Below are 19,359 nucleotides of genomic sequence, written 5' to 3' on the forward strand. Positions count from 1 at the left end.
TTAGAACTCCTTGCTACCGAAGCGGAAAATCATGCCACCGCCATCAAAGTCACTGGTTGCGCCGGTCCCCGCCACAGTCCCGTCCCGTGAAATGAATCGGGGCAGTTTGATGTCGGGCAGACGGAACCGGGGCGGCAATCGAACGCCGATTTCCAAACCCATTCCGCCTGTCCGGTAGTGAAACTTGAACTTGTGTTGGTTTGGATCTTTCAGGACAAACATGCCGTTTGAGAGTGAGACCCGTCCCAGTCCGATATTCCCACCGGCCGATGTTTCAACCGTCCACTCACTTAGAATCATTGTCCCTCTCAAACGCAGATTCTCTGGCCGACAAGCCCAATAACCCACCTAAAACAAAGAGAATCGAAAAGAAAACGGGCACCACATGAATGCCCCAGACACCGAGCAGGCTGTTCGCGTACGCGCTGTGTGGATGCTTCGGGTCGTAGCGCATCTCCATTCTGTCGCCCACGTCGACGGGACTAAAAAAACTGCTTGCCGGAACCGAAATGCGCTGCCCGTCGTCAGTAGTAAATTCGACTTGTGGATGTCTGCCGCCTGCATTCAACTTAGTGACTCGGGCCTGCACGACCTCCGACTTTCTGACGAACTCAACAGTGGTCGGCAAGAAGCACAGTTGGATGCAAAAAATAGCAATGCCTTGCGCGACCACGAACCAATTGATGCAGCGCTTCGAGGGCTTCATCATCGACGCAGATCGTGCTCGACCGTTGCCTTTGGACCGGGTAGGCCACCCACGCCCTTGGCATATTCATGTTTGAATTTATTGAACGAGAGCGCGATCTCTTCATAATGTCCGCCCAGGCAACCGTATGGCGTCACGCTCATCACCATGACGTTTTCGAGTGTCAATGTCAGAAACGGTTGAGGCGGAATCGACTTTCCTGCCACACCTTCAGATTGGGCTTGCGCAGTCGGGTGATAAGAGCGCAGCAGTGCCTTGGCTGCCATCTTGTTTTGAATGAGATAGTTCAACAATCCTGATGACGCCAGGCCGACCGGGTGCACAAAAGTGAAGTGGTCAACCGATGTTTTGTTTTGAGGTGACTGATCGCGCGAATCGCGGTATAGCTTCCAGTCCCAACTCACTACCTCGATCTCATTTTCATGACCGAAGGCTTGGGAGTCGCCAGTGATGCCATCGATTTTTAGAAAGATATTGCTGGCTGTCAGCATGCCGGTCCTCCTTACTTTCACCGCCGCCAAAGAATTTTATAGTGTCGGGGAAAGTAAGCATGACGGATTAACTGACATACAATTTAACGTCTGTTGGCATTGCCGATTATTTGAACGACGAAAACGAAAACGGCCGACTCGCAACGAGATTCGGCCGCTGTACTGCCTTAAATCAACTTACCTTAGTCCACCTCAACCACCCGCTCCTCCCCCGGCATCACCGGCACCGCCTGCGGCGCCGCCTCCCTCCGATGCACATCATGCGTAACAAACCCCAGATCATGGCTAGGAATCTCGAACCATTCCGGATGCGCAAACGACCGCCGCACATCTTCAAGCCCGCTCGCCCAGTGTTCATCCATCGTGTCGTTGCTGAACTCGTAGTCCTTGTAGTGCCCTTCGAAGAACTTATTCTTATAGATGAGATGCACCACGTTCATCGCGCCGCCATCCGCCACGCGCTGGGCATCGGCGATCAGCGGATGCGCGCGCCGCACCTTCTCCGGCACATGCTCCAGCAACTCCTTGATAAGCCGCGCATGCTTCTGATTCTGCGCGACGAACTCGGTCATGGCGCGCGTGCGGCTCGAATACTGGATGTCCTTCGTCCGCTCGGCCACATCGAGAAAATCGCCCGGCAAGGTGCCGCGCGCGCTCCATAAGTCCACCTGAAACACGAGCGTGTCCTTGTGCTGGCTCTCACGAAAGATCTCCGTGAGCGGCGTATTGGAAACGAGGCCACCGTCCCAGTAATACTCGCCGTCGATCTCGACCGCCGGAAAGCCCGGCGGCAACGCGCCCGACGCCATGAAGTGCTCGGGCACGAGCGTCATCTTCGTGTTGTCGAAGTAGACGAGATTACCGGTGCGCACGTTGACCGCGCCCACCGACACGCGCATGGCGCCATCGTTGATACGGTCGAAGTCGGCGAATTGCAGCAAGGTGGCGCGCAGAGCCGACGTATCGTAGAAGCTCACGTCGTTGGGACGTTTGCTTTTCGACTCCGCGAACGGCAGTTGCATGCGCGGTGAAAAGAAGCCGCGCTGGCCTTCCGTGAGCGCGCGCGTGGCGGCCCACATGCTGGAGAACTTGCGTCCGATATTGGCGAAGCCGAAAGCCGCCGGCACGAGCGCGCTCACGTGTCCCACCAAATCCGCCGGCTGGCAGATCGTGTTCCAGAACCCGCGCAGCGCGGCCACGCGATTTTCCGGCGCGTTCCCCGCGATGATCGCCGTATTGAGCGCGCCGATGGAAATGCCCGACACCCACGTCGGCTCGACCTGCACTTCGGCGAGCCCTTCGAACACGCCCGCCTGATAAGAGCCGAGCGCCCCGCCGCCCTGCAGCACGAGGCCGATTTCGTCATAGGGCGGCAGATCGATGTGATTCGGCTGCGCGATTGTATTGCGTTGACTGCGGCGCATGCGTCCTCCTTACTGCATGAACCAGCCGTGGCTCACGACGATCGACTGACCCGTGAGCGCGTTGGATTCGAAGCCCGCGAGGAAGGCGACCGTGTCGGCCACGTCCGCGACCGTGGTGAACTCGCCATCCACGGTGTCCTTCAGCATGACGTTCTTCACGACATCGTTTTCGCTGATGCCGAGCGCCTTGGCCTGCTCGGGAATCTGCTTTTCCACCAGCGGCGTGCGCACGAATCCGGGGCATACCACATTGGCGCGCACGCCACGCGGACCGCCTTCCTTGGCGACCACGCGCGCAAGACCGAGCAAACCGTGCTTCGCCGTCACGTAAGCGGATTTGAGCTTCGACGCTTCATGCGAATGCACCGAACCCATGTAGATGATCGAGCCGCCGCGACCCGACGCATACATATGCTTGATCGCGGCCTTGGTCGTGAGAAACGCGCCGTCGAGATGGATGGCGAGCATCTTCTTCCAGTCGGCGAAGGCGTATTCCTCGATGGGCGCGACGATCTGAATGCCCGCGTTCGACACGAGCACATCGATCCCGCCGAGCTTCGCCACCGTATCTTCGATGCCCGCGTTCACCGCGTTTTCATCGGTGACATCCATGGCGACGGCAATCGCCTTGCCGCCATCCGCGACGATGCTGTCCGCCACTTTCTGCGCGGCCGCGAGATTCAGATCGGCGATGACCACCGCCGCGCCATCGGCCGCGAGCTTGCGCGCCGTCTGTTCACCGATGCCGCTTGCTGCGCCCGTCACGAGCGCGACTTTTCCCTGCAGTGCCATGATTGAATTCCTTTTAAACGTTGTTTATTGATTGACCGCGAGCCTGAGCGCGTCCGGATGAGCAAGATAGTCGTAAGCCACTTCGCCGATATCGAGCGTGAGATTCGCAATGACGTGACGCGCGCCGACCACGCGGCGCACCGGCAGATCGGCCACCGGCGCGAGTGCATGAGCATGCAGTTCCAGCGCCGCCGGACCTTCCCATGCGCCGAGCACGCTGACATCGCGCAGGAAGAAACGCACGAGTTCGCAGACGCGCGCGGTACCGTCCACATGCGGCAGCACCTTGAGTAGATAGTTGGGCGTGTCGGCGAGCTTCACGCGCTCGGCTTCGAGATCGAGCGGACGGAACTTGTAGCCCATGGTGCCCGTGGCGATGCGCTGCGTGCCGTAGTCGAGCGTGCCGAGCAGCGTGTCCTTGCCGTCCACCGCGAGACGCGGCGAGGCAAGCTTCTTCGGAAAGCCCCAGATTTCGCGGCCACCGGCGATCGGGCCTTCATCGTCGAGATACATGGCGTGCGTGTAGGACGCCTTGCGGCCTTCCTGATCGATCACGGCAATGACCTGCCCGCTCTCGGTGTAGTCCCCGAAGCCCGATGAATCCGGCATGCGAATGAATTCGTAGTGGACGAGGCCGCTGTCGACCTTGAGCGGTTCCGGCACGATGGCGGCGAGCGCGTCGCGGTCGGTTTCGTAGGAGATGATGAAGTATTCGCGGTTGACGAACCGGAACGGCGGACGCGGATAGGCGGGATTGTGGACAGGCATGGCGAACGCATGTCTGCGGATATCTTCTTCTTTCACTTTTGGTTGTCCCTAAAGTTAAAAAAACAGGGACGATCATAGTGGTCCTTCATGAAATCGTCGCGGAAGGCGAACCTTCCTAATTCGTGTGTTCAAGGCAAAATAAATTCCGCTAAGGCTTGCCAGACAAGGCTTAGGAAAGTCGCGCGCACGCGCTTAGCTCTATTTGCTTAGTTCATGCAAAATACTGTTGCGCTGCAATATAGCGTGATGTAAAAAGACGTCAACGCAAAGCAAGCTTCCTGCGTTAACCGTTCGACGATCGTGCAAAGGCGCATCTTGCCCCAGCTTGGTGAAAAGGCAAGGTGTCGTAACGGTTTTTCCGTGCTGACGTTTTCCCCGGGTCACGTCGTCAAATGCTGTCTAAACATGGCCCTTGGCGCTTAAGCGTCAAGCCATGCGCCGCCTAAATTCTCAAAGCCACCTTCTTCGCGAGTGTTCAATGAAAACGTCTTTCAAGAAAGCCATTGCTGTCCTGATCCTTGCCGCCTTCGCCATGCCGACGCTGTCGTTCGCCGAAGCTGCATACCCGAACAACAAGCCGCGTCCGACGCACAAGCATCATAAGCATCACAGCAAGAAGGCGACGCCGGCACCGGCGCAGTAAAGACTCGCACGCCGCCGATAGTGGTTTATCGGCGGCATGTTTTTATTGTATTCAGCCGGCATCGCCTGAGCTGACGATGGTCTGCATGCTTCTCAACAGCTTGCGCAGATAGCGAAGCAATCCCACCACATCGCCATACGCGATCAATCCGGTACGCGCGCCATGGCCGAACAGCGCCTGCCCGTCCCGCTTTTCATCGATTATCAAACCGCCGAATGCCGCATGCGGCGCATGTTCGCCTTGCGCGATGCTAAAAGTATCCGCGTTGAGCGCGGCATCGCGGGCGCGCAAAAGAAATTGCACTTCGGGCGTGCGTGAGGCCGATAAGCGGTTCACATCGAAGAAATTCGCGACTGCGACAATCGCGTTCGCGCACGGCACGTTCAAAACAAAAGTCATTCTCTGCGATGCATCCGCAAGCGCGGGCCATTCGGATGGCGAAGCGTCGCCATCGCGCGTGGTGCTGCCGTCTTCGCTATGCGTATGCGCCTCGGGTTTCGCATGAGCGTGCGCAAGCAGCGCCGACGCCGCGCTCAGATCGGGCTTCGGCTCGCCGGTTTCTATCCAGCGCGCAAGCAACGCGGCATGCGTATAAAGCGTCTGCAATTGTTCATCGATAAATTTGACGCCTTTGGCGCATGCATCTTCACTCATGAGTGCCTCCTTTAGCATTTATTCGTCTTAGCTAAAGCGCATGCAAGCAGCGCTCCCGGCTAAAGATCGCTTAAGGATTCTTAGCGCACGCTGTGTGGAAGAAAGACTACAAACGCCGTAAAAATTCTTTACCATCGGCTAACGGTTCGCTATATTTCCGACACTACAACGAACCGTCAGTGTCCCGCTCAAGGGCGCAACGAAGTTCGCACGCCTTTGCATCAGGCAAGGCATTCGCTTTTTTCGCAGCACCCCAAAAACGTATCGATTCGGATCGTCACTTCGACGAGCGCCTTTGCACGTCCGTTCGATGCCAATAACAAGGAACAGCATGAAGAAGACTCTCGTAGCCGCCGCCGCACTCGGGACGTTCGGCATCGCCGCGCACGCACAAAGCAGTGTCACGCTCTACGGCATCATCGATGCCGGCATCACCTACGCCAACAAGGTCACGACCGCGACCGGCCATGACAGCCTGTGGAAATACGGCGATGGCGTGGCATCCGGCACGCGTTGGGGCCTGCGCGGCACGGAAGATCTCGGCGGCGGACTCAAGGCGCTGTTCGTGCTTGAAAACGGTTTCGACAGCGGCACCGGCACGCTCGGTCAGGGTGGCCGCGAATTCGGGCGTCAGGCGTATGTGGGCGTGTCGAAGAACGGCATCGGCTCGTTGACGTTCGGGCGTCAGTATTCGTTCTCCACCGACATCATCGGCGGCAATTACACGACCGGCAGTCAGACCGCATCGGGCAACTTCGCCTATCACATCAATGACGTGGATCAGTTGGTCTCGAGCCGCATCGACAACGCGGTGAAGTTCACGAGCGCGAGCTTTTACGGCGTGACCTTCGGTGGCATGTACGGCTTCTCCAACTCGACCAACTTCGCGGGCACGCCCACCACGACCGTTGGCGGCGTGACGACGCAAGGTTCTTCGAGCACCTATAGCTTCGGGCTGAACTACGTGCAGGGACCGTTCGGCATCGGCGCGGCTTATACGAACATTCGTTTCCCGAGCGGCGCGGCGCCTGCGTTCAGCACGACCATCGCCAACGTGGCGACGGGCGGCCTGCGCGATCTGGAAACCTTCGGCATCGGCGCGAAGTACACGATTGCCGCGGCCGTGGTGTTCGCCAACTGGACGCACACGAAATTCGAGCCGGTCACGGGCGCGGAATCGAAGCTGAACAACTATGAAATCGGCGGTAAGTACAGCTTCACGCCGGAACTGACCACGGGCCTCGGCTACACGTTCTCCAAGCTGGATGATCGCGTGGAAGGCAAGTGGCATCAGGTGAATGCATCGGTGGATTACGCGCTTTCGAAGCGCACCGATGTGTATGTGATCGGCGCTTATCAGAAGGCCTCGGGCGAAAACACCGTGGCGGGACGCGTGGTGCCGGTGCAGGCGCAGATCGGTTCGTCGACGTCGTATGTCGGCACGGCGGGCGCGGATACGCAGTTCGCCGCGCGCGTGGGCGTGCGTCATCGCTTCTGATTTGTATTAGCTGGTACTCGACCTATCGGACAGCGTCAGGTGACGTTTCGTCTTCTCTGTCTGTCAGGTGAGAGGCTTCTGTGTATATGTTGTGCAGGGGGCTGCTGTTGGTTGTGCTGTTTATGCAGTAGCCGCCTCCCCGGCGGGGGGTAACTTTCTTTGCTGCTGCAAAGAAAGTCACCAAAGAAAGCAGCTTTTTACCCCATGCACGATGGCTGGAGAGTGTGGTCTGGATTAACGATACAGTGGCCGCAATAGGACTTTCCACACATAACAAGCCGCTTAGGCAACCTCGCGATCGCGCGCTCGAATATTCCATGGCTTGGTGGTCCGCATTCATTCATTCGGCCATGCGCTGCGCGCGCCGAGAACGTAAGAACGGAATCCCGCAGCCTATCAGCGCCCAGCCACATCACACGTCCCCGCAAGATTGCTATTCGGCCCAACCTTGTTTAGTGCTCCGACTAAAAGGTGACTTGCGTTGGTGTGCGCGCTTTGCTCAGAAGCGCTTACCAAGGTAGGGCCCAATGGGAGAGGTGCGATACAGTGTGAGGTGGCTGGGCGCTGATACGCTGCGGGATTCCGTTCTTACGTTCTCGGCGCGCGCAGCGCATGGCCGAAAGAATGACTGCGGTCCACTAAGACTCAAGGATTCGAGCCCGTAATCGCTAGGTTGCCTACACGCTTAACGAAACGTGGGACGTCCTAACGCGGCCACTGTATCGTTAATTCAGACCACACTTTCCAGCCATCGTGCATGGGGTAAAAAGCTGCTTTCTTTGGTGACTTTCTTTGCAGCAGCAAAGAAAGTTACCCCCCCGCCGGGGAGGCGGCTACTGCAATAAAAGCCCAGAAAACAGCAGCCCTTTGCACGAAAAGAACAACAAACCCAACTCGGCAACGATAGTGCGAGAACAGACACTGTCTGTCAGGTCGAGTGCTGCTGTCTACATCTGATTCCTTGACGAAGCCATGCAAAAACGGCCGGTTGCTTCCAGACGCTATAAAGACGCCTCTTTAGAAGATATTGCGCAAGCCGACCGACACGCCGGTCTGGTTCGAACGTCCCGGCAATTCGACATCGCCCGCACCCGTGACCTTGTTGAAGTCCACGGTGCCATACACTTCCGTGCGCTTGGACAACGCGTATTCCGCCAGCGCGACGCCTGTATAACGATTGCCGCTGCCCGTCGCGCCGCCGCCGATGGCCGCGTTCTTCATGTGGTCGTAGTAGAACGCGCCGGTGAACTGCAGCGCAGGCGTGAACTGATACGTGATGCCCGCGAAAGGACCGTCATCGCGCCGGCCCGAACCCTTGAGGATATCCACGCCCGCCACGAGATTGCGTTGCGCGAGCGTGCTGTCCACGAAGCCGGTGTCGTCGGTCGAATGCAGATAGCCGACATACAGCTTGGCCGCGCCAATCGCATACACCGCATTCGCGTTCCAAATTTTCTGATGATTGCTCGCGTTGTCGCTGTTCTGCTGATAGCCGCCGCCGATGGACAACGGCCCCAAGGCATACGAGGCCGTGAAGCCATACATATTGCCCGCGCCCATGTGACCCGGCACTTGTCCCGAGAAGCCGCCCGCGCCTGTAGACGTGGAATTCGTGCCGAAGGAATACATCGCGCCGACGGTAAGACCGGCGAAGGTGCCGTTGTACTTCACCGCGTTATCGGCATAGAGACCCGCGCCGAGCGCGACGGGCAGCCATGCGTTTTCGAAGTAATTGCCGACGGTGAGCGGATCGTAAGTATCACCGAGCATGTCGAACAGCGGCGTCTTCTGACGGCCGAGCGTCAGCGTGCCGTACTGGCTGTTCAGGCCGACGAACGCTGCGCGATTGAACTCGCGGTTCGGGTCCGAGCGCGCGCCGTTTTCCAGTTCGATGCCGCTTTCCAACTGGAAGATCGCCTTGAGCCCGCCGCCGAGATCTTCGGTGCCTTTCAAACCGACGCGGCTATTCGTGATCGCGCCGTTGGTCATATAGAACTTGCCGTCGTTGTTCGCGTTGGCGTTCGTCAGATAGCGCACGCTTACATCGGCGACGCCGTACAGCGTGACCGAGCTTTGCGCGAACGCGGATTGGCAGGCAAGTGCGAAAGCGGTTGCGCCCAATGCGGCGAACGCGCGCGATGTCATTGTCTTCATGGATGTGCCGTCAGTCAAAATCGTCTCATGTCTTGTTTGATGCCTTGACCGTGCGGGCTTTCGAAACGCTGTCGAAGCGCCGTCTTAGCACGTCAAGACTGGCGGACTTTTAACATATCGAATGGCTTTAGGCACTTTTTTAGCTAAGTCGCGCGTATTGGTGTTGGGTTTTACGCAAGGACACGCGCTGTTTATAACAATAGAGTTGACGTTCGACCGCTTAAGCCTTTTTAGGCTTTGAAGAAGATTTCTTCTGCTTGCCCTGATTGAATTCTATGGCCGCGCGAATAAGCGCCTTGAGCGCACGCACATTCACCTTGTCGCCTTCCAGATAATCGATGGCACGCCGCGCATTGCCTTCCAGCCCTGCGTTGAATAGGCCATCCGGGTCGGGCAGACTCGCGCCGTAAAGGAAAGTGAGCTTGACTTTGTCTTTGTGCGCATTGCCGACCGCGATCATGCCATCGCGATACCAAACCGGACTACCCATGTATTTCCATTCCTCGACGATTTCGCTATCCGCTTCGAGAATGGCTTTTCTCATAGTCGAGAAAGTCTCTTTGCGCCAGTCGGGAATACTCGCAATGAGTTCATCGATTTTTTGTGAAGGCGTCATGGGTATTTCCGTGTTTAGTGCAGACAAGAAATGATGCGCCAAATGGCGGCATCATTCGAAGCGCGAAGAATGTAGCATAGGCTTTGTTATTCCTTTCAACCGGAGCGCATTCGATGTTCAAAGCCATTCTGCTCGACCAGCAAGACGATCGCACCGTGGCGCGCGTCGCGGAACTCGACGAGGCCGAATTGCCCGAAGGCGACGTCACCGTGCGCGTGGCGTGGTCCACGCTCAACTACAAGGACGGCCTCGCGATCACCGGCAAGATTCCCGTCGTGCGCAAGTTCCCGATGGTGCCGGGCATCGACTTCTCGGGCACCGTGGAAGCCAGCAGCGACGCACGCTATAAACCGGGCGATGCCGTGCTGCTGAACGGTTGGGGCGTCGGCGAAACGCATTGGGGCGGGCTTGCGCAGAAGGCGCGCGTGAAGGCCGACTGGCTCCTGCCGATGCCCGAAGGCATGACCGTGCGCCACGCCATGGCAATCGGCACCGCGGGCTATACCGCCATGCTCTGCGTGCAGGCGATCGAAGCGCACGGTGTCGCGCCCGGCAGCGGCGATGTGCTCGTGACCGGCGCGAACGGTGGCGTCGGCGGCGTGGCGATCATGCTGCTCGCGAAGCGTGGGTATCGCGTGGTGGCATCGACGGGACGCATGAACGAGGCGGAACACTTGAAGGCGCTGGGTGCAAGCGACGTGATCGATCGCGCGGAGTTGTCGTCGCCGGTCAAGCCGCTTGGGAAGGAGCGCTGGGCAGCCGTGGTAGACAGCGTGGGCAGTCATACGCTGGCGAATGCGTGTGCATCGACGCGTTATCGCGGCATTGTGACTGCGTGCGGACTGGCGCAGGGCATGGACTTTCCGGGCAGCGTCGCGCCGTTTATTTTGCGCGGGGTGACGCTTGCGGGCATCGACAGTGTGATGGCGCCGTTTGATGTGCGTCAGGCCGCGTGGCAAGCGCTCGCTCAAGAACTGCCTGCGGACGCGCTCGATGCGATGACACGCGAAGTGCCGCTCGCGGATGCCATCGGCCTGGCGAGCGAACTGCTTCAGGGCAAGGTGCGAGGGCGTTTGATCGTTAATGTGTAGGCGGCAGCACTCGGTCGTTTGGACCTGCGGTTGATTTTGTTGCTTTGTCGTGCAAGGGGCTGCTGGTGTTTGTGCTTTATGTTCAGTAGCCGCCTCCCCGGCGGGGGGGTAACTTTCTTTGCTGCTGCAAAGAAAGTCACCAAAGAAAGCAGCTTTTTACCCCAGGCTCGATGGCTGGAGAGTGTGGCCTGAATTAACGATACAGTGGCCGCGTTAGGATGTCCCTCGTGTGGTTTGGCGTGTGGGCAACCTTGCGATTACGCGCTCGAATGTTCATGACTTAGTGGACCGCATTCATTCTTTCGGCCATGCGCTGCGCGCGCCGAGAGCTTTAGAACGGAATCCCGCAGCGTATGAGCGCCCAGCCACCTCATACCGCGCCGTTTTGTCGTTATTTGGTCCTACCTTGGTAAGCGCTTCTGGGTAAAGCGCACCCACCAACGCCAGTCACCTTTTAGTCGGAGCACTAACCAAGGTAGGACCGAATAGCGATCTTGCGGGGAAGCGTGATGTGGCTGGGCGCTTATAGACTGCGGGATTCCGTTCTTACTGTCTCGGCGCGCGTAGCGCATGGCCGAATGAATGAACGCGGTCCACTAAGGCCAAAGGATTCGAGCGCGCAATCGCAAGGTTGCCCAAGCGGCTAGTTAAGCGAAGGAAGTCCTATTGCGGCCACTGCATCCGTTAATCCAGACCAACCCTCTCCAGCCATCGTGCATGGGGTAAAAAGCTGCTTTCTTTGGTGACTTTCTTTGCAGCAGCAAAGAAAGTTACCCCCCCGCCGGGGAGGCGGCTACTGCAATAAAGACACAAACAGAAGAAGCCCCTTCCACGACAAGTTCTTCGAATCGACCAATACACCCGTAATCCGCCTGCCCTGCAAACAAATCCACCCCATACGAACGCGTGCAGTCCAAATGCGAATCGTCAATAATCGAAGAGACATCGATGCCGCGATGCAGACCCGATCGAGCCATGCCATTACGAAACGCGCGCGGCAAGCGACGTCAAACCGCGAGACTGTCCGACAACAACACAGGAGATGACGATTCATGCTGACGATCTGGGGCCGCGCCAATTCGGTCAACGTGCAGAAGGTTTTATGGTGTTGTGAGGAATTGAAGCTAGCCTATGACCGCATCGACGCGGGCATGCAGTTCGGTCGCAACGACCAGCCGGAATATTTGACGATGAACCCGATGGGCCGCGTGCCAACGCTCGTGGATGGCGACTTCACGTTGTGGGAATCGAATTCGATCCTGCGCTATCTCGCGATGCAATACGCGCCCGGCAATACGCTCTACCCTGCCGAACCGAAGTTGCGCGCGAGCGTTGACCGTTGGCTCGACTGGACGCTTTCCACCTTGCAGCCCACCGAACGCCCGGTCTTCTGGGGCTATGTCCGCACGAGCGCTGCCGAACGCGACACAGCAAAACTCGAAACGCACGCGCAGGAAGTCGAAAAGCTTTGGCGCGTGATTGATGCCCGATTGCAAAACCGCGCTTACCTCGAAGGCGATGCCTTCACACTCGCCGATCTCGTTATCGCGGCTTACGCGCGGCGTTGGTACGGCATCGCGGAACTGAAGCGGCCTGTGTTGGCGGGACTCGATCGGTGGTACGCGGCGCAGAGTTCGCATGCCGGGTTTGCGCGTTATATCGCGCCGCCGCTTAGCTAAGAGACCATCGACATGACAATCGAACTGCATACGTGGGACACGCCCAACGGACGCAAGATCAGCGTCGCGCTGGAAGAAATGCAATTGCCCTATACCGTGAAGCCGGTGAACATCACGAAAGGCGAGCAGCACGCGCCGGAATTCTTGCGCATCAGCCCGAACAACCGGATTCCGGCCATCGTCGATCCGAATGGGCCTGACGGTCAGCCCATCGGCATCTTCGAATCCGGCGCAATTCTGCTTTATCTCGGCGAAAAAACCGGCCAGTTTTTGCCGACGAACCTGCGCGAACGCGTGCCCGTGCTCGAATGGCTCATGTGGCAGATGGGCGGCTTTGGTCCAATGCCCGGACAGGTTCATCACTTCCGCGCGGTCGAGGCAGAGAGCGACCGACGTTACGGACTCCAACGTTATTCGGATGAAACGCGTCGGCTTTATCGCGTATTGAACACACGTTTAAGCGAAATTGAATACGTAGCGGGTGAAATATCGGTAGCGGACTTCGCCATTCTCGGCTGGGCGTGGCGGCATGAACGCCATCAAGTTTCGCTCGATGAATTCCCCAACGTAAAGCGCTGGTATGAAACGATGTTCGCGCGCCCTGCGGTAAAACGCGGCTTCGAAGTCAAACTGGACTGAAGCCCGCACGCATGCGGGCTCCATAAACATAAAGCTTTAACGATGCGCGCGGAATGCTTCAGCAGCGGTCAGCTCGTCCTTCGCCTGACGCAACAGCACTTCGGCCCTTTCGACGTGACCGCCAAAGCCCACATTGTCTGCGCGATGCTGAGCTTCGATGCGACCGATCGTATCGTCGATCATCTTTTGCTCGGGCTTGAAGCCGCCGAAGTGATTCAGATCCGCCATCGCGCCGACAGCGATGCCTGCCAACACCAACCCTGCAATGATGCGCTTCATTCCGAACTCCTTACGATTTGAAACGTTGATCCGAACGCGTCGCGTTCGGGATTTCGTCCGTTGTACTTGCAAAGCCTCCGCGCAACGGCACTACAGCGAATAACGCGGTGGCGCGGCAAGCGTTGACGCATTCATGTATCGGCTAATAACGAGACAACGCGGTGCGTCAGCGTGTCGTAAGGCTGGGCGCATAATGAGAAACTAATAAAGGACGGCGAGAATGACGCATCGACAGGAGACGACCGTGGCAAACCATCTTTACGACGAAGGCCTCCCTAAAACCGCCGCCAACTTCGCGGTGCAAACACCGCTGACGTTCATCGAGCGGGCGGCGACGGTCTATCCGACGCGTATGGCCGTGGTCCACGGCAGCGTGCGCCGCAACTGGGCCGAGACCTATGAGCGCGCTCGGCGGCTTGCATCGGCGCTGGTGGCGCGCGGGATCGGCGTGGGGGATACGGTGGCGGCCATGCTGCCGAACACGCCCGAAATGGTCGAAGCGCACTTCGGCGTGCCGATGGCGGGCGCGGTCCTCAACGCGCTCAACACGCGGCTGGATGCGGCCACGATCACCTACATGCTCACGCACGGCGAAGCGAAAGCGATCCTCGTCGATCGCGAATATTCCGCTGTCGTACAAAAGGCCCTCGCCGATGTGCCGCAAACCGTTCTCGTGATCGATGTCGATGATTCGAACTACGAAGGCACGGGCGAGCGCATCGGCGAGATCGAATATGAAGCGCTGCTGGCTTCCGGCGACCCCGCCTACGAATGGTCGAAGCCATCGGACGAATGGAACGCCATCTGCCTGAATTACACCTCGGGCACGACGGGGCATCCCAAGGGCGTGGTGTATCACCATCGCGGCGCATACACGAATGCGGTCAGCAATATCCTCGAATGGGACATGCCGAAGCACTCGGTGTATCTGTGGACGCTGCCCATGTTCCACTGCAACGGCTGGTGCTTTCCTTGGACGGTCGCGGCGCGCGCGGGCGTGAATGTCTGTCTGCGCAAGATCGACGCGAAGACCGTCTTCGACCTGATCCGCAGCGAAGGCGTCACGCACTATTGCGGCGCGCCCATCGTGCAGAATCTGCTCGTGAACGCACCCGATGATCTCAAGACAGGCATCGCGCACAAGGTTCACGCGATGGTCGCAGGCGCCGCGCCGCCCGCCGCGATGATCGAAGGCATGGAGCGGCTCGGCTTCGAACTCACGCATGTTTATGGCCTGACCGAAGTCTACGGTCCCGCCACCGTCTGCGCGCAGCAGGACGAATGGAGCACGCTCGATATCGGCGAACGCGCGAGGTTGAATGCGCGTCAGGGCGTGCGCTATCACTTGCAGGATGCCGTGAGCGTGCGCGATCCGCTCACCATGCAGCCCGTGCCGCCCGATGGCGAGACCATTGGCGAGATCATGTTTCGCGGCAACATCGCGATGAAGGGTTATCTGAAGAATCCGGCTGCGACGGAAGAAGCGTTTCGCGGCGGCTGGTTTCATACCGGCGATCTGGCGGTGACCTATCCCGATGGCTATGTGCGCATCAAGGACCGCAGCAAGGACATCATCATCTCGGGCGGCGAGAATATTTCTAGCATCGAGGTGGAGGATGTGTTGTATCGGCATCCTGCGGTGCTGGCGGTTGCCGTGGTCGCGCGGCCGGATGAGCGTTGGGGTGAAACGCCGTGCGCGTTTGTCGAACTGAAGGCGGGTGCGCAGGTCAGCGCAGAAGCATTGATCGCGCATTGCAGAACGCAACTCGCGGGCTTCAAGATTCCGCGTGCGGTGGAATTCTGCGAGTTGCCGAAAACGTCTACCGGCAAGATTCAGAAGTTCGAATTGCGCAAGCGCGCGGGGTCGGTTGCGGCCATCGACAGTTGAAGGAGAAAGGCCATGAGCGAACTCGTTTTAATCGAACAGAACGTGCATGACATTCGTGACGCGGTGCAGGTCACGATGAATCGCCCCGATGCCTTCAACGCGCTCTCGGAAGCCATGCTCGATGCGCTCGAAAACGCGCTGGTAGATATCGCGCGATCGGATGCGCGCGTGGTCGTGCTGGCGGGCGCGGGTCGCGCGTTTTGCGCCGGTCATGATCTCAAGGAAATGCGCGCGGAGCCATCGCTCGATTATTACCGCGATCTTTTCGCGCGATGCTCGCGCCTGATGCTCATGCTTCAACGCATGCCGCAGCCGGTGATTGCGCGGGTGCATGGCATCGCTACGGCGGCGGGCTGTCAGCTTGTCGCGATGTGCGATCTCGCGGTGGCATCGAGTGAGGCGCGGTTTGCGGTATCGGGGGTGAATCTAGGGCTGTTTTGTGCGACGCCTGCGGTGGCGCTTACGCGGAATGTGGCGCGCAAGGCGGCGTTCGAGATGCTCGTTACTGGCGATTTCATTGATGCGCAGACTGCGCGGGAACGTGGGCTTGTGAATCGTGTCGCTGCGGCGGGGGCGTTGGATGATGCGGTTCGCGTGCTTGCATCGAGTATTGCGGGGAAGCCGCGTGCGGCGGTTGCGGCGGGGAAGCGGTTGTTTTATCGGCAGCTTGAAGTTGGCATCGAGGAGGCTTATGCGCTTGCTGGTGAGACCATGGCTTGCAATATGATGGATGGGGATGCGCTTGAGGGTACGCAGGCTTTCATTGAGAAACGCGCGCCGCGTTGGGGGCGTTAGTTTGTTGTATTTTGGTAGTGCTTGAGCTGACAGGCGGGGTTTGGTTTTGCTGTTCTGTGTTGCAAGGGGCTTCTGCTTTTGGGGCTTTTATTGCAGTAGCCGCCTCCCCGGCGGGGGGGTAACTTTCTTTGCTGCTGCAAAGAAAGTCACCAAAGAAAGCAGCTTTTACCCCCATGCACGCTGGCTGGAAAGGGTGGTCTGGATTAACGATACAGTGGTCGCAATAGGACTTTCCACGCGTAACGAGTCGCTTAGGCAACCTAGCGATTACGCGCTCCAACTCTCTAGTCAAAGTGGACCGCATTCATTCTTTCGGCCATGCGCTTCGCGCGCCGAGAACGTAAGAACGGAACCCCGCAGCGTATCAGCGCCCAGCCACCGCACACCGCATCGCACCTCTCCCATTCGGCCCTACCTTGGTAAGTGCTTCTAGGCAAAGCGCACCCACCAACGCAAGTCATCTTTTAGTGGGAGCACTAACCAAGGTAGGACCGAATAGCAATCTTGCGGAGAAGCGTGATGTGGCTGGACGCTTATACGCTGCGGGATTCCGTTCTAAAGCTCTCGGCGCGCGAAGCGCACGGCCGAATGAATGATTGCGGTCCACTAAGCCTCAAGGATTCGAGCGCGTAATCGCGAGGTTGCCCACGCGCTTAACGAAACGTAGGACATCCTATTGCGGCCACTGCATCGTTAATCCAGACCAACCCTCTCCAGCCAGCGTGCCTGGTGTAAAAAGCTGCTTTCTTTGGTGACTTTCTTTGCAGAGCAAAGAAAGTTACCCCCCCGCCGGGGAGGCGGCTACTGCAATAAAAGCACAAACAACAGCAGCCCCTTCCACGACAAAACAACAAACTCACCCCGCATGCTCCACCGGATGCCCCTCCAGCCAAGCATTCTCCTCATCGCTATACAACCGCGACCGCGTAAGAAACCGCAACCCCGTCGGACGCTCCAACGAAAACATACCCCCATTCCCCGGCACAGCATCGATGATGAGTTGCGTATGCTGCCAATATTCGAACTGCGAATCGCTCATATAAAACGACACGCCGCCAATCTCGCCCAGCTTCACGTCCGAGCCGCCGACCATGAACTCCTTGATCGGAAACATCATCGGCGCGCTGCCGTCGCAGCATCCGCCGGACTGATGAAACAGCACATCGCCATGTTCGGCCCGCAGCTTGCCGATCAGTTCCAGCGCGGCAGGCGTCGCGGTCACGCGCAGCACTTCCTGTTCGCTCATGATTTCCCCGTTCTCGTCAATGGCAAAAAGCCGCCGCATGCAAAGCGCACGCGGCGGCCGGATGGCAAACTCAACCCGTCGATCAGAAGAACCCGAGCGGCTTGTCGCTGTAGCTGACGAGCATGTTCTTCGTCTGCTGATAGTGATCGAGCATCATCTTGTGGTTCTCACGTCCGATGCCCGATTGCTTGTAGCCACCAAACGCCGCATGCGCCGGATACGCGTGATAACAGTTGGTCCACACGCGACCTGCCTGAATGGCACGGCCGAAGCGATAAGCACGCGTGCCATCACGCGTCCAGACGCCCGCACCCAGACCGTACAGCGTGTCGTTGGCGATTTCGAGCGCTTCTTCCTCGGTCTTGAAGGTCGTGACCGACAGCACCGGCCCGAAAATCTCCTCCTGGAAGATGCGCATCTTGTTGTTGCCCTTGAAGACGGTCGGCTTGATGTAGTAACCGTTCTTCAGTTCGCCATCGAGCGCGTTGCGTTCGCCGCCCGTCAGACATTCCGCGCCTTCCTGCTTGCCCAGATCGATATACGACAGGATCTTTTCCAACTGCTCTTGCGATGCCTGCGCGCCGATCATCGTCTTGCTGTCGAGCGGATGACCTTGCGAGATCGCAGCGACACGCTTGAGCGCGCGTTCCATGAAGCGCTCGTACATCGATTCCTGAATCAGCGCGCGCGACGGACACGTACACACTTCGCCCTGATTGAGCGCGAACATGGTGAAGCCTTCGAGTGCCTTGTCGAGGAAGCTGTCGTCGGCGCTCGCTACATCGTCGAAGAAAATGTTCGGGCTCTTGCCGCCCAGTTCCAGCGTCACCGGAATCAGGTTTTGGCTCGCGTACTGCATGATGAGGCGGCCCGTGGTCGTCTCGCCCGTGAACGCGATCTTCGCAATGCGCTTGCTCGACGCGAGCGGCTTGCCCGCTTCCAGACCGAAGCCGTTCACCACGTTGAGCACGCCCGCCGGCAGCAAGTCTTCGATGACTTCCAGCAGCACGAGAATGGAGGCAGGCGTTTGCTCGGCCGGCTTCAGCACCACGCAATTGCCCGCGGCGATGGCCGGCGCGAGCTTCCAGATCGCCATGAGGATCGGGAAATTCCACGGAATGATTTGCCCGACCACGCCAAGCGGCTCATGAAAGTGATACGCGACCGTGTCGTGATCGATTTCGGAGATGCCGCCTTCCTGCGTGCGCGCCGCCGCCGCGAAGTAACGCAGATGATCGATCGCCAGCGGAATGTCCGCCGCCATCGTCTCGCGCACCGGCTTGCCGTTGTCGATGGATTCCGCCACCGCCAGGCGTTGCAGGTTCTGCTGCATGCGGTCGGCAATCTTCAGCAGCACGTTCGAACGGTCCGTGACGGACGTGCGGCCCCAGGCGGTCTTCGCGGCATGCGCCGCATCCAGCGCTGCTTCGATGTCCGCTTCGCGCGAACGCGGAATCGAGGTGAACGGCTCGCCCGTGATCGGCGAAATGTTGTCGAAATACTCACCACCGGCCGGTGCGACCCACTTGCCGCCGATGAAGTTGCCGTACTGCTTTTTGTACGGATATTCGGTGCCCAGGAACTGCATTTCTGCGTGATTCATCGCTGTGTGCTCCTCGCATTGTCGACATGGAAATGTTCCGGCGGCGATGCCGCGAATGCCCGCCGCCGCGTACCCACGACTGCGAGTTCCATGCCATGACGCGATATATACGGCGAAGAATCACGCAAAGCATTGCAGCGTAACGCGCGGCGGCGTGCGCGCTTCCATCGCTCGATGAAGGCAGTTTCAGTCCGGTTGTTCACATTCGAAACACCTGTTCCGGCGCGTGGCGATGCAATCGTTCAAGTGTCCAAACTGTCGTCATCATTACGCTTGCATTGCAATGCACAACGTCATGCTTTCATTCGGGCAAACGCTTATGGCACGTGCGTTCATATTGCAAAGCGCACGGCACTTGTCTATGTTCATTTGCAACCGTGGCGTATTGGGTTT

General features: G+C 58.5%; 19 protein-coding genes. 7 read left to right on the top strand and 12 right to left on the bottom strand.

Annotation, left to right across the window (positions count from 1 at the left end; translation table 11 throughout):
* The 6 genes from ACZCWR_RS30585 to ACZCWR_RS30610 all read right to left on the bottom strand — a co-directional run bounded on the left by ACZCWR_RS30585 (window position 1) and on the right by ACZCWR_RS30610 (window position 4,217).
* Window positions 1-300 (bottom strand): hypothetical protein, encoded by a 300-nt coding sequence (locus ACZCWR_RS30585; RefSeq protein ID WP_487305409.1) that lies wholly within the window; start codon window positions 298-300, stop codon window positions 1-3.
* Window positions 287-709, bottom strand: coding sequence for a DUF3592 domain-containing protein (locus ACZCWR_RS30590; RefSeq protein ID WP_487305410.1), 423 nt, complete (start codon window positions 707-709; stop codon window positions 287-289). The genes ACZCWR_RS30585 and ACZCWR_RS30590 overlap by 14 nt, the downstream gene beginning before the upstream one ends.
* A complete protein-coding gene (locus ACZCWR_RS30595; protein ID WP_487305411.1) occupies window positions 706-1,197 on the bottom strand; it encodes an Hcp family type VI secretion system effector in 492 nt (163 codons plus the stop codon). Before ACZCWR_RS30595 ends, ACZCWR_RS30590 begins: the two co-directional genes overlap by 4 nt.
* A gap of 182 nt (window positions 1,198-1,379) precedes the next feature.
* Window positions 1,380-2,621: a DUF3734 domain-containing protein gene (locus tag ACZCWR_RS30600; protein ID WP_487305412.1), complete on the bottom strand. Its 1,242-nt coding sequence runs from the start codon at window positions 2,619-2,621 to the stop codon at window positions 1,380-1,382.
* Between the two features lie 9 nt (window positions 2,622-2,630).
* Window positions 2,631-3,413, bottom strand: a complete 783-nt coding sequence (locus ACZCWR_RS30605; protein WP_487305413.1) for a 3-hydroxybutyrate dehydrogenase — start codon at window positions 3,411-3,413, stop codon at window positions 2,631-2,633.
* Between the two features lie 24 nt (window positions 3,414-3,437).
* Complete coding sequence (locus ACZCWR_RS30610) at window positions 3,438-4,217, bottom strand: acetoacetate decarboxylase (RefSeq protein WP_487305414.1); 780 nt, start codon at window positions 4,215-4,217, stop codon at window positions 3,438-3,440.
* 442 nt (window positions 4,218-4,659) lie between these two features.
* Between ACZCWR_RS30610 and ACZCWR_RS30615 the strand changes: the two genes are divergently transcribed.
* Window positions 4,660-4,824, top strand: a complete 165-nt coding sequence (locus ACZCWR_RS30615) for a hypothetical protein (protein WP_487305415.1) — start codon at window positions 4,660-4,662, stop codon at window positions 4,822-4,824.
* Window positions 4,825-4,875: 51 nt separating this feature from the next.
* Here ACZCWR_RS30615 and ACZCWR_RS30620 read toward each other — a convergent pair whose 3' ends face one another.
* A complete protein-coding gene (locus ACZCWR_RS30620) occupies window positions 4,876-5,478 on the bottom strand; it encodes a hypothetical protein (RefSeq protein ID WP_487305416.1) in 603 nt (200 codons plus the stop codon).
* Window positions 5,479-5,809: 331 nt separating this feature from the next.
* Here ACZCWR_RS30620 and ACZCWR_RS30625 point away from each other — a divergent pair, with 331 nt between their 5' ends.
* Entirely contained in the window at window positions 5,810-6,976 is a 1,167-nt protein-coding gene (locus ACZCWR_RS30625; RefSeq protein ID WP_487305417.1) for a porin, read from the top strand.
* 1,017 nt (window positions 6,977-7,993) lie between these two features.
* Here ACZCWR_RS30625 and ACZCWR_RS30630 read toward each other — a convergent pair.
* On the bottom strand, window positions 7,994-9,130 hold the full coding sequence (locus tag ACZCWR_RS30630) for a porin (RefSeq protein ID WP_487305418.1): 1,137 nt from the start codon (window positions 9,128-9,130) through the stop codon (window positions 7,994-7,996).
* 220 nt (window positions 9,131-9,350) lie between these two features.
* Window positions 9,351-9,746 carry a DUF1801 domain-containing protein gene (locus ACZCWR_RS30635; RefSeq protein ID WP_487305419.1) on the bottom strand — a complete coding sequence of 132 codons (396 nt, stop codon included), beginning with the start codon at window positions 9,744-9,746 and terminating at the stop codon, window positions 9,351-9,353.
* A gap of 113 nt (window positions 9,747-9,859) precedes the next feature.
* On the opposite strand from ACZCWR_RS30635, the gene acuI reads away from it, so the two are divergent.
* The 3 genes from acuI (at window position 9,860) to ACZCWR_RS30650 (ending at window position 13,155) form a co-directional block, all read left to right on the top strand.
* On the top strand, window positions 9,860-10,837 hold the full coding sequence (acuI, locus tag ACZCWR_RS30640) for an acrylyl-CoA reductase (NADPH) (RefSeq protein WP_487305420.1): 978 nt from the start codon (window positions 9,860-9,862) through the stop codon (window positions 10,835-10,837).
* Between the two features lie 1,052 nt (window positions 10,838-11,889).
* A complete protein-coding gene (locus tag ACZCWR_RS30645) occupies window positions 11,890-12,516 on the top strand; it encodes a glutathione S-transferase family protein (protein WP_487305421.1) in 627 nt (208 codons plus the stop codon).
* 12 nt (window positions 12,517-12,528) lie between these two features.
* A complete protein-coding gene (locus tag ACZCWR_RS30650) occupies window positions 12,529-13,155 on the top strand; it encodes a glutathione S-transferase family protein (RefSeq protein ID WP_487305422.1) in 627 nt (208 codons plus the stop codon).
* A gap of 36 nt (window positions 13,156-13,191) precedes the next feature.
* Here the strand turns inward: ACZCWR_RS30650 and ACZCWR_RS30655 are convergent, their stop codons facing one another.
* Window positions 13,192-13,434: a hypothetical protein gene (locus ACZCWR_RS30655; protein WP_487305423.1), complete on the bottom strand. Its 243-nt coding sequence runs from the start codon at window positions 13,432-13,434 to the stop codon at window positions 13,192-13,194.
* Between the two features lie 220 nt (window positions 13,435-13,654).
* Between ACZCWR_RS30655 and ACZCWR_RS30660 the strand changes: the two genes are divergently transcribed.
* Both ACZCWR_RS30660 and ACZCWR_RS30665 read left to right on the top strand, forming a co-directional pair.
* Entirely contained in the window at window positions 13,655-15,322 is a 1,668-nt protein-coding gene (locus tag ACZCWR_RS30660) for an acyl-CoA synthetase (protein ID WP_487305424.1), read from the top strand.
* Between the two features lie 12 nt (window positions 15,323-15,334).
* A complete protein-coding gene (locus ACZCWR_RS30665; protein ID WP_487305425.1) occupies window positions 15,335-16,117 on the top strand; it encodes an enoyl-CoA hydratase in 783 nt (260 codons plus the stop codon).
* 856 nt (window positions 16,118-16,973) lie between these two features.
* Here ACZCWR_RS30665 and ACZCWR_RS30670 read toward each other — a convergent pair.
* Window positions 16,974-17,363, bottom strand: a complete 390-nt coding sequence (locus ACZCWR_RS30670) for a DUF779 domain-containing protein (protein WP_487305426.1) — start codon at window positions 17,361-17,363, stop codon at window positions 16,974-16,976.
* An 82-nt stretch (window positions 17,364-17,445) separates the two neighbouring features.
* Window positions 17,446-18,966, bottom strand: a complete 1,521-nt coding sequence (adh, locus tag ACZCWR_RS30675) for an aldehyde dehydrogenase (protein WP_487305427.1) — start codon at window positions 18,964-18,966, stop codon at window positions 17,446-17,448.
* Window positions 18,967-19,359: the final 393 nt, after the last annotated feature.

This window comes from Caballeronia sp. A2-2, from assembly GCF_057612605.2.

Excerpts from the sequence above, each read along its gene's own strand:
- ACZCWR_RS30585 (WP_487305409.1), bottom strand. The coding sequence starts at position 300 with ATGATTCTAAGTGAGTGGACGGTTGAAACATCGGCCGGTGGGAATATC.
- ACZCWR_RS30590 (WP_487305410.1), bottom strand. The coding sequence starts at position 709 with ATGATGAAGCCCTCGAAGCGCTGCATCAATTGGTTCGTGGTCGCGCAA.
- ACZCWR_RS30595 (WP_487305411.1), bottom strand. The coding sequence starts at position 1,197 with ATGCTGACAGCCAGCAATATCTTTCTAAAAATCGATGGCATCACTGGC.
- ACZCWR_RS30600 (WP_487305412.1), bottom strand. The coding sequence starts at position 2,621 with ATGCGCCGCAGTCAACGCAATACAATCGCGCAGCCGAATCACATCGAT.
- ACZCWR_RS30605 (WP_487305413.1), bottom strand. The coding sequence starts at position 3,413 with ATGGCACTGCAGGGAAAAGTCGCGCTCGTGACGGGCGCAGCAAGCGGC.
- ACZCWR_RS30615 (WP_487305415.1), top strand. The coding sequence starts at position 4,660 with ATGAAAACGTCTTTCAAGAAAGCCATTGCTGTCCTGATCCTTGCCGCC.
- ACZCWR_RS30620 (WP_487305416.1), bottom strand. The coding sequence starts at position 5,478 with ATGAGTGAAGATGCATGCGCCAAAGGCGTCAAATTTATCGATGAACAA.
- ACZCWR_RS30625 (WP_487305417.1), top strand. The coding sequence starts at position 5,810 with ATGAAGAAGACTCTCGTAGCCGCCGCCGCACTCGGGACGTTCGGCATC.
- ACZCWR_RS30630 (WP_487305418.1), bottom strand. The coding sequence starts at position 9,130 with ATGAAGACAATGACATCGCGCGCGTTCGCCGCATTGGGCGCAACCGCT.
- ACZCWR_RS30635 (WP_487305419.1), bottom strand. The coding sequence starts at position 9,746 with ATGACGCCTTCACAAAAAATCGATGAACTCATTGCGAGTATTCCCGAC.
- acuI (WP_487305420.1), top strand. The coding sequence starts at position 9,860 with ATGTTCAAAGCCATTCTGCTCGACCAGCAAGACGATCGCACCGTGGCG.
- ACZCWR_RS30645 (WP_487305421.1), top strand. The coding sequence starts at position 11,890 with ATGCTGACGATCTGGGGCCGCGCCAATTCGGTCAACGTGCAGAAGGTT.
- ACZCWR_RS30650 (WP_487305422.1), top strand. The coding sequence starts at position 12,529 with ATGACAATCGAACTGCATACGTGGGACACGCCCAACGGACGCAAGATC.
- ACZCWR_RS30655 (WP_487305423.1), bottom strand. The coding sequence starts at position 13,434 with ATGAAGCGCATCATTGCAGGGTTGGTGTTGGCAGGCATCGCTGTCGGC.
- ACZCWR_RS30660 (WP_487305424.1), top strand. The coding sequence starts at position 13,655 with ATGACGCATCGACAGGAGACGACCGTGGCAAACCATCTTTACGACGAA.
- ACZCWR_RS30665 (WP_487305425.1), top strand. The coding sequence starts at position 15,335 with ATGAGCGAACTCGTTTTAATCGAACAGAACGTGCATGACATTCGTGAC.
- ACZCWR_RS30670 (WP_487305426.1), bottom strand. The coding sequence starts at position 17,363 with ATGAGCGAACAGGAAGTGCTGCGCGTGACCGCGACGCCTGCCGCGCTG.
- adh (WP_487305427.1), bottom strand. The coding sequence starts at position 18,966 with ATGAATCACGCAGAAATGCAGTTCCTGGGCACCGAATATCCGTACAAA.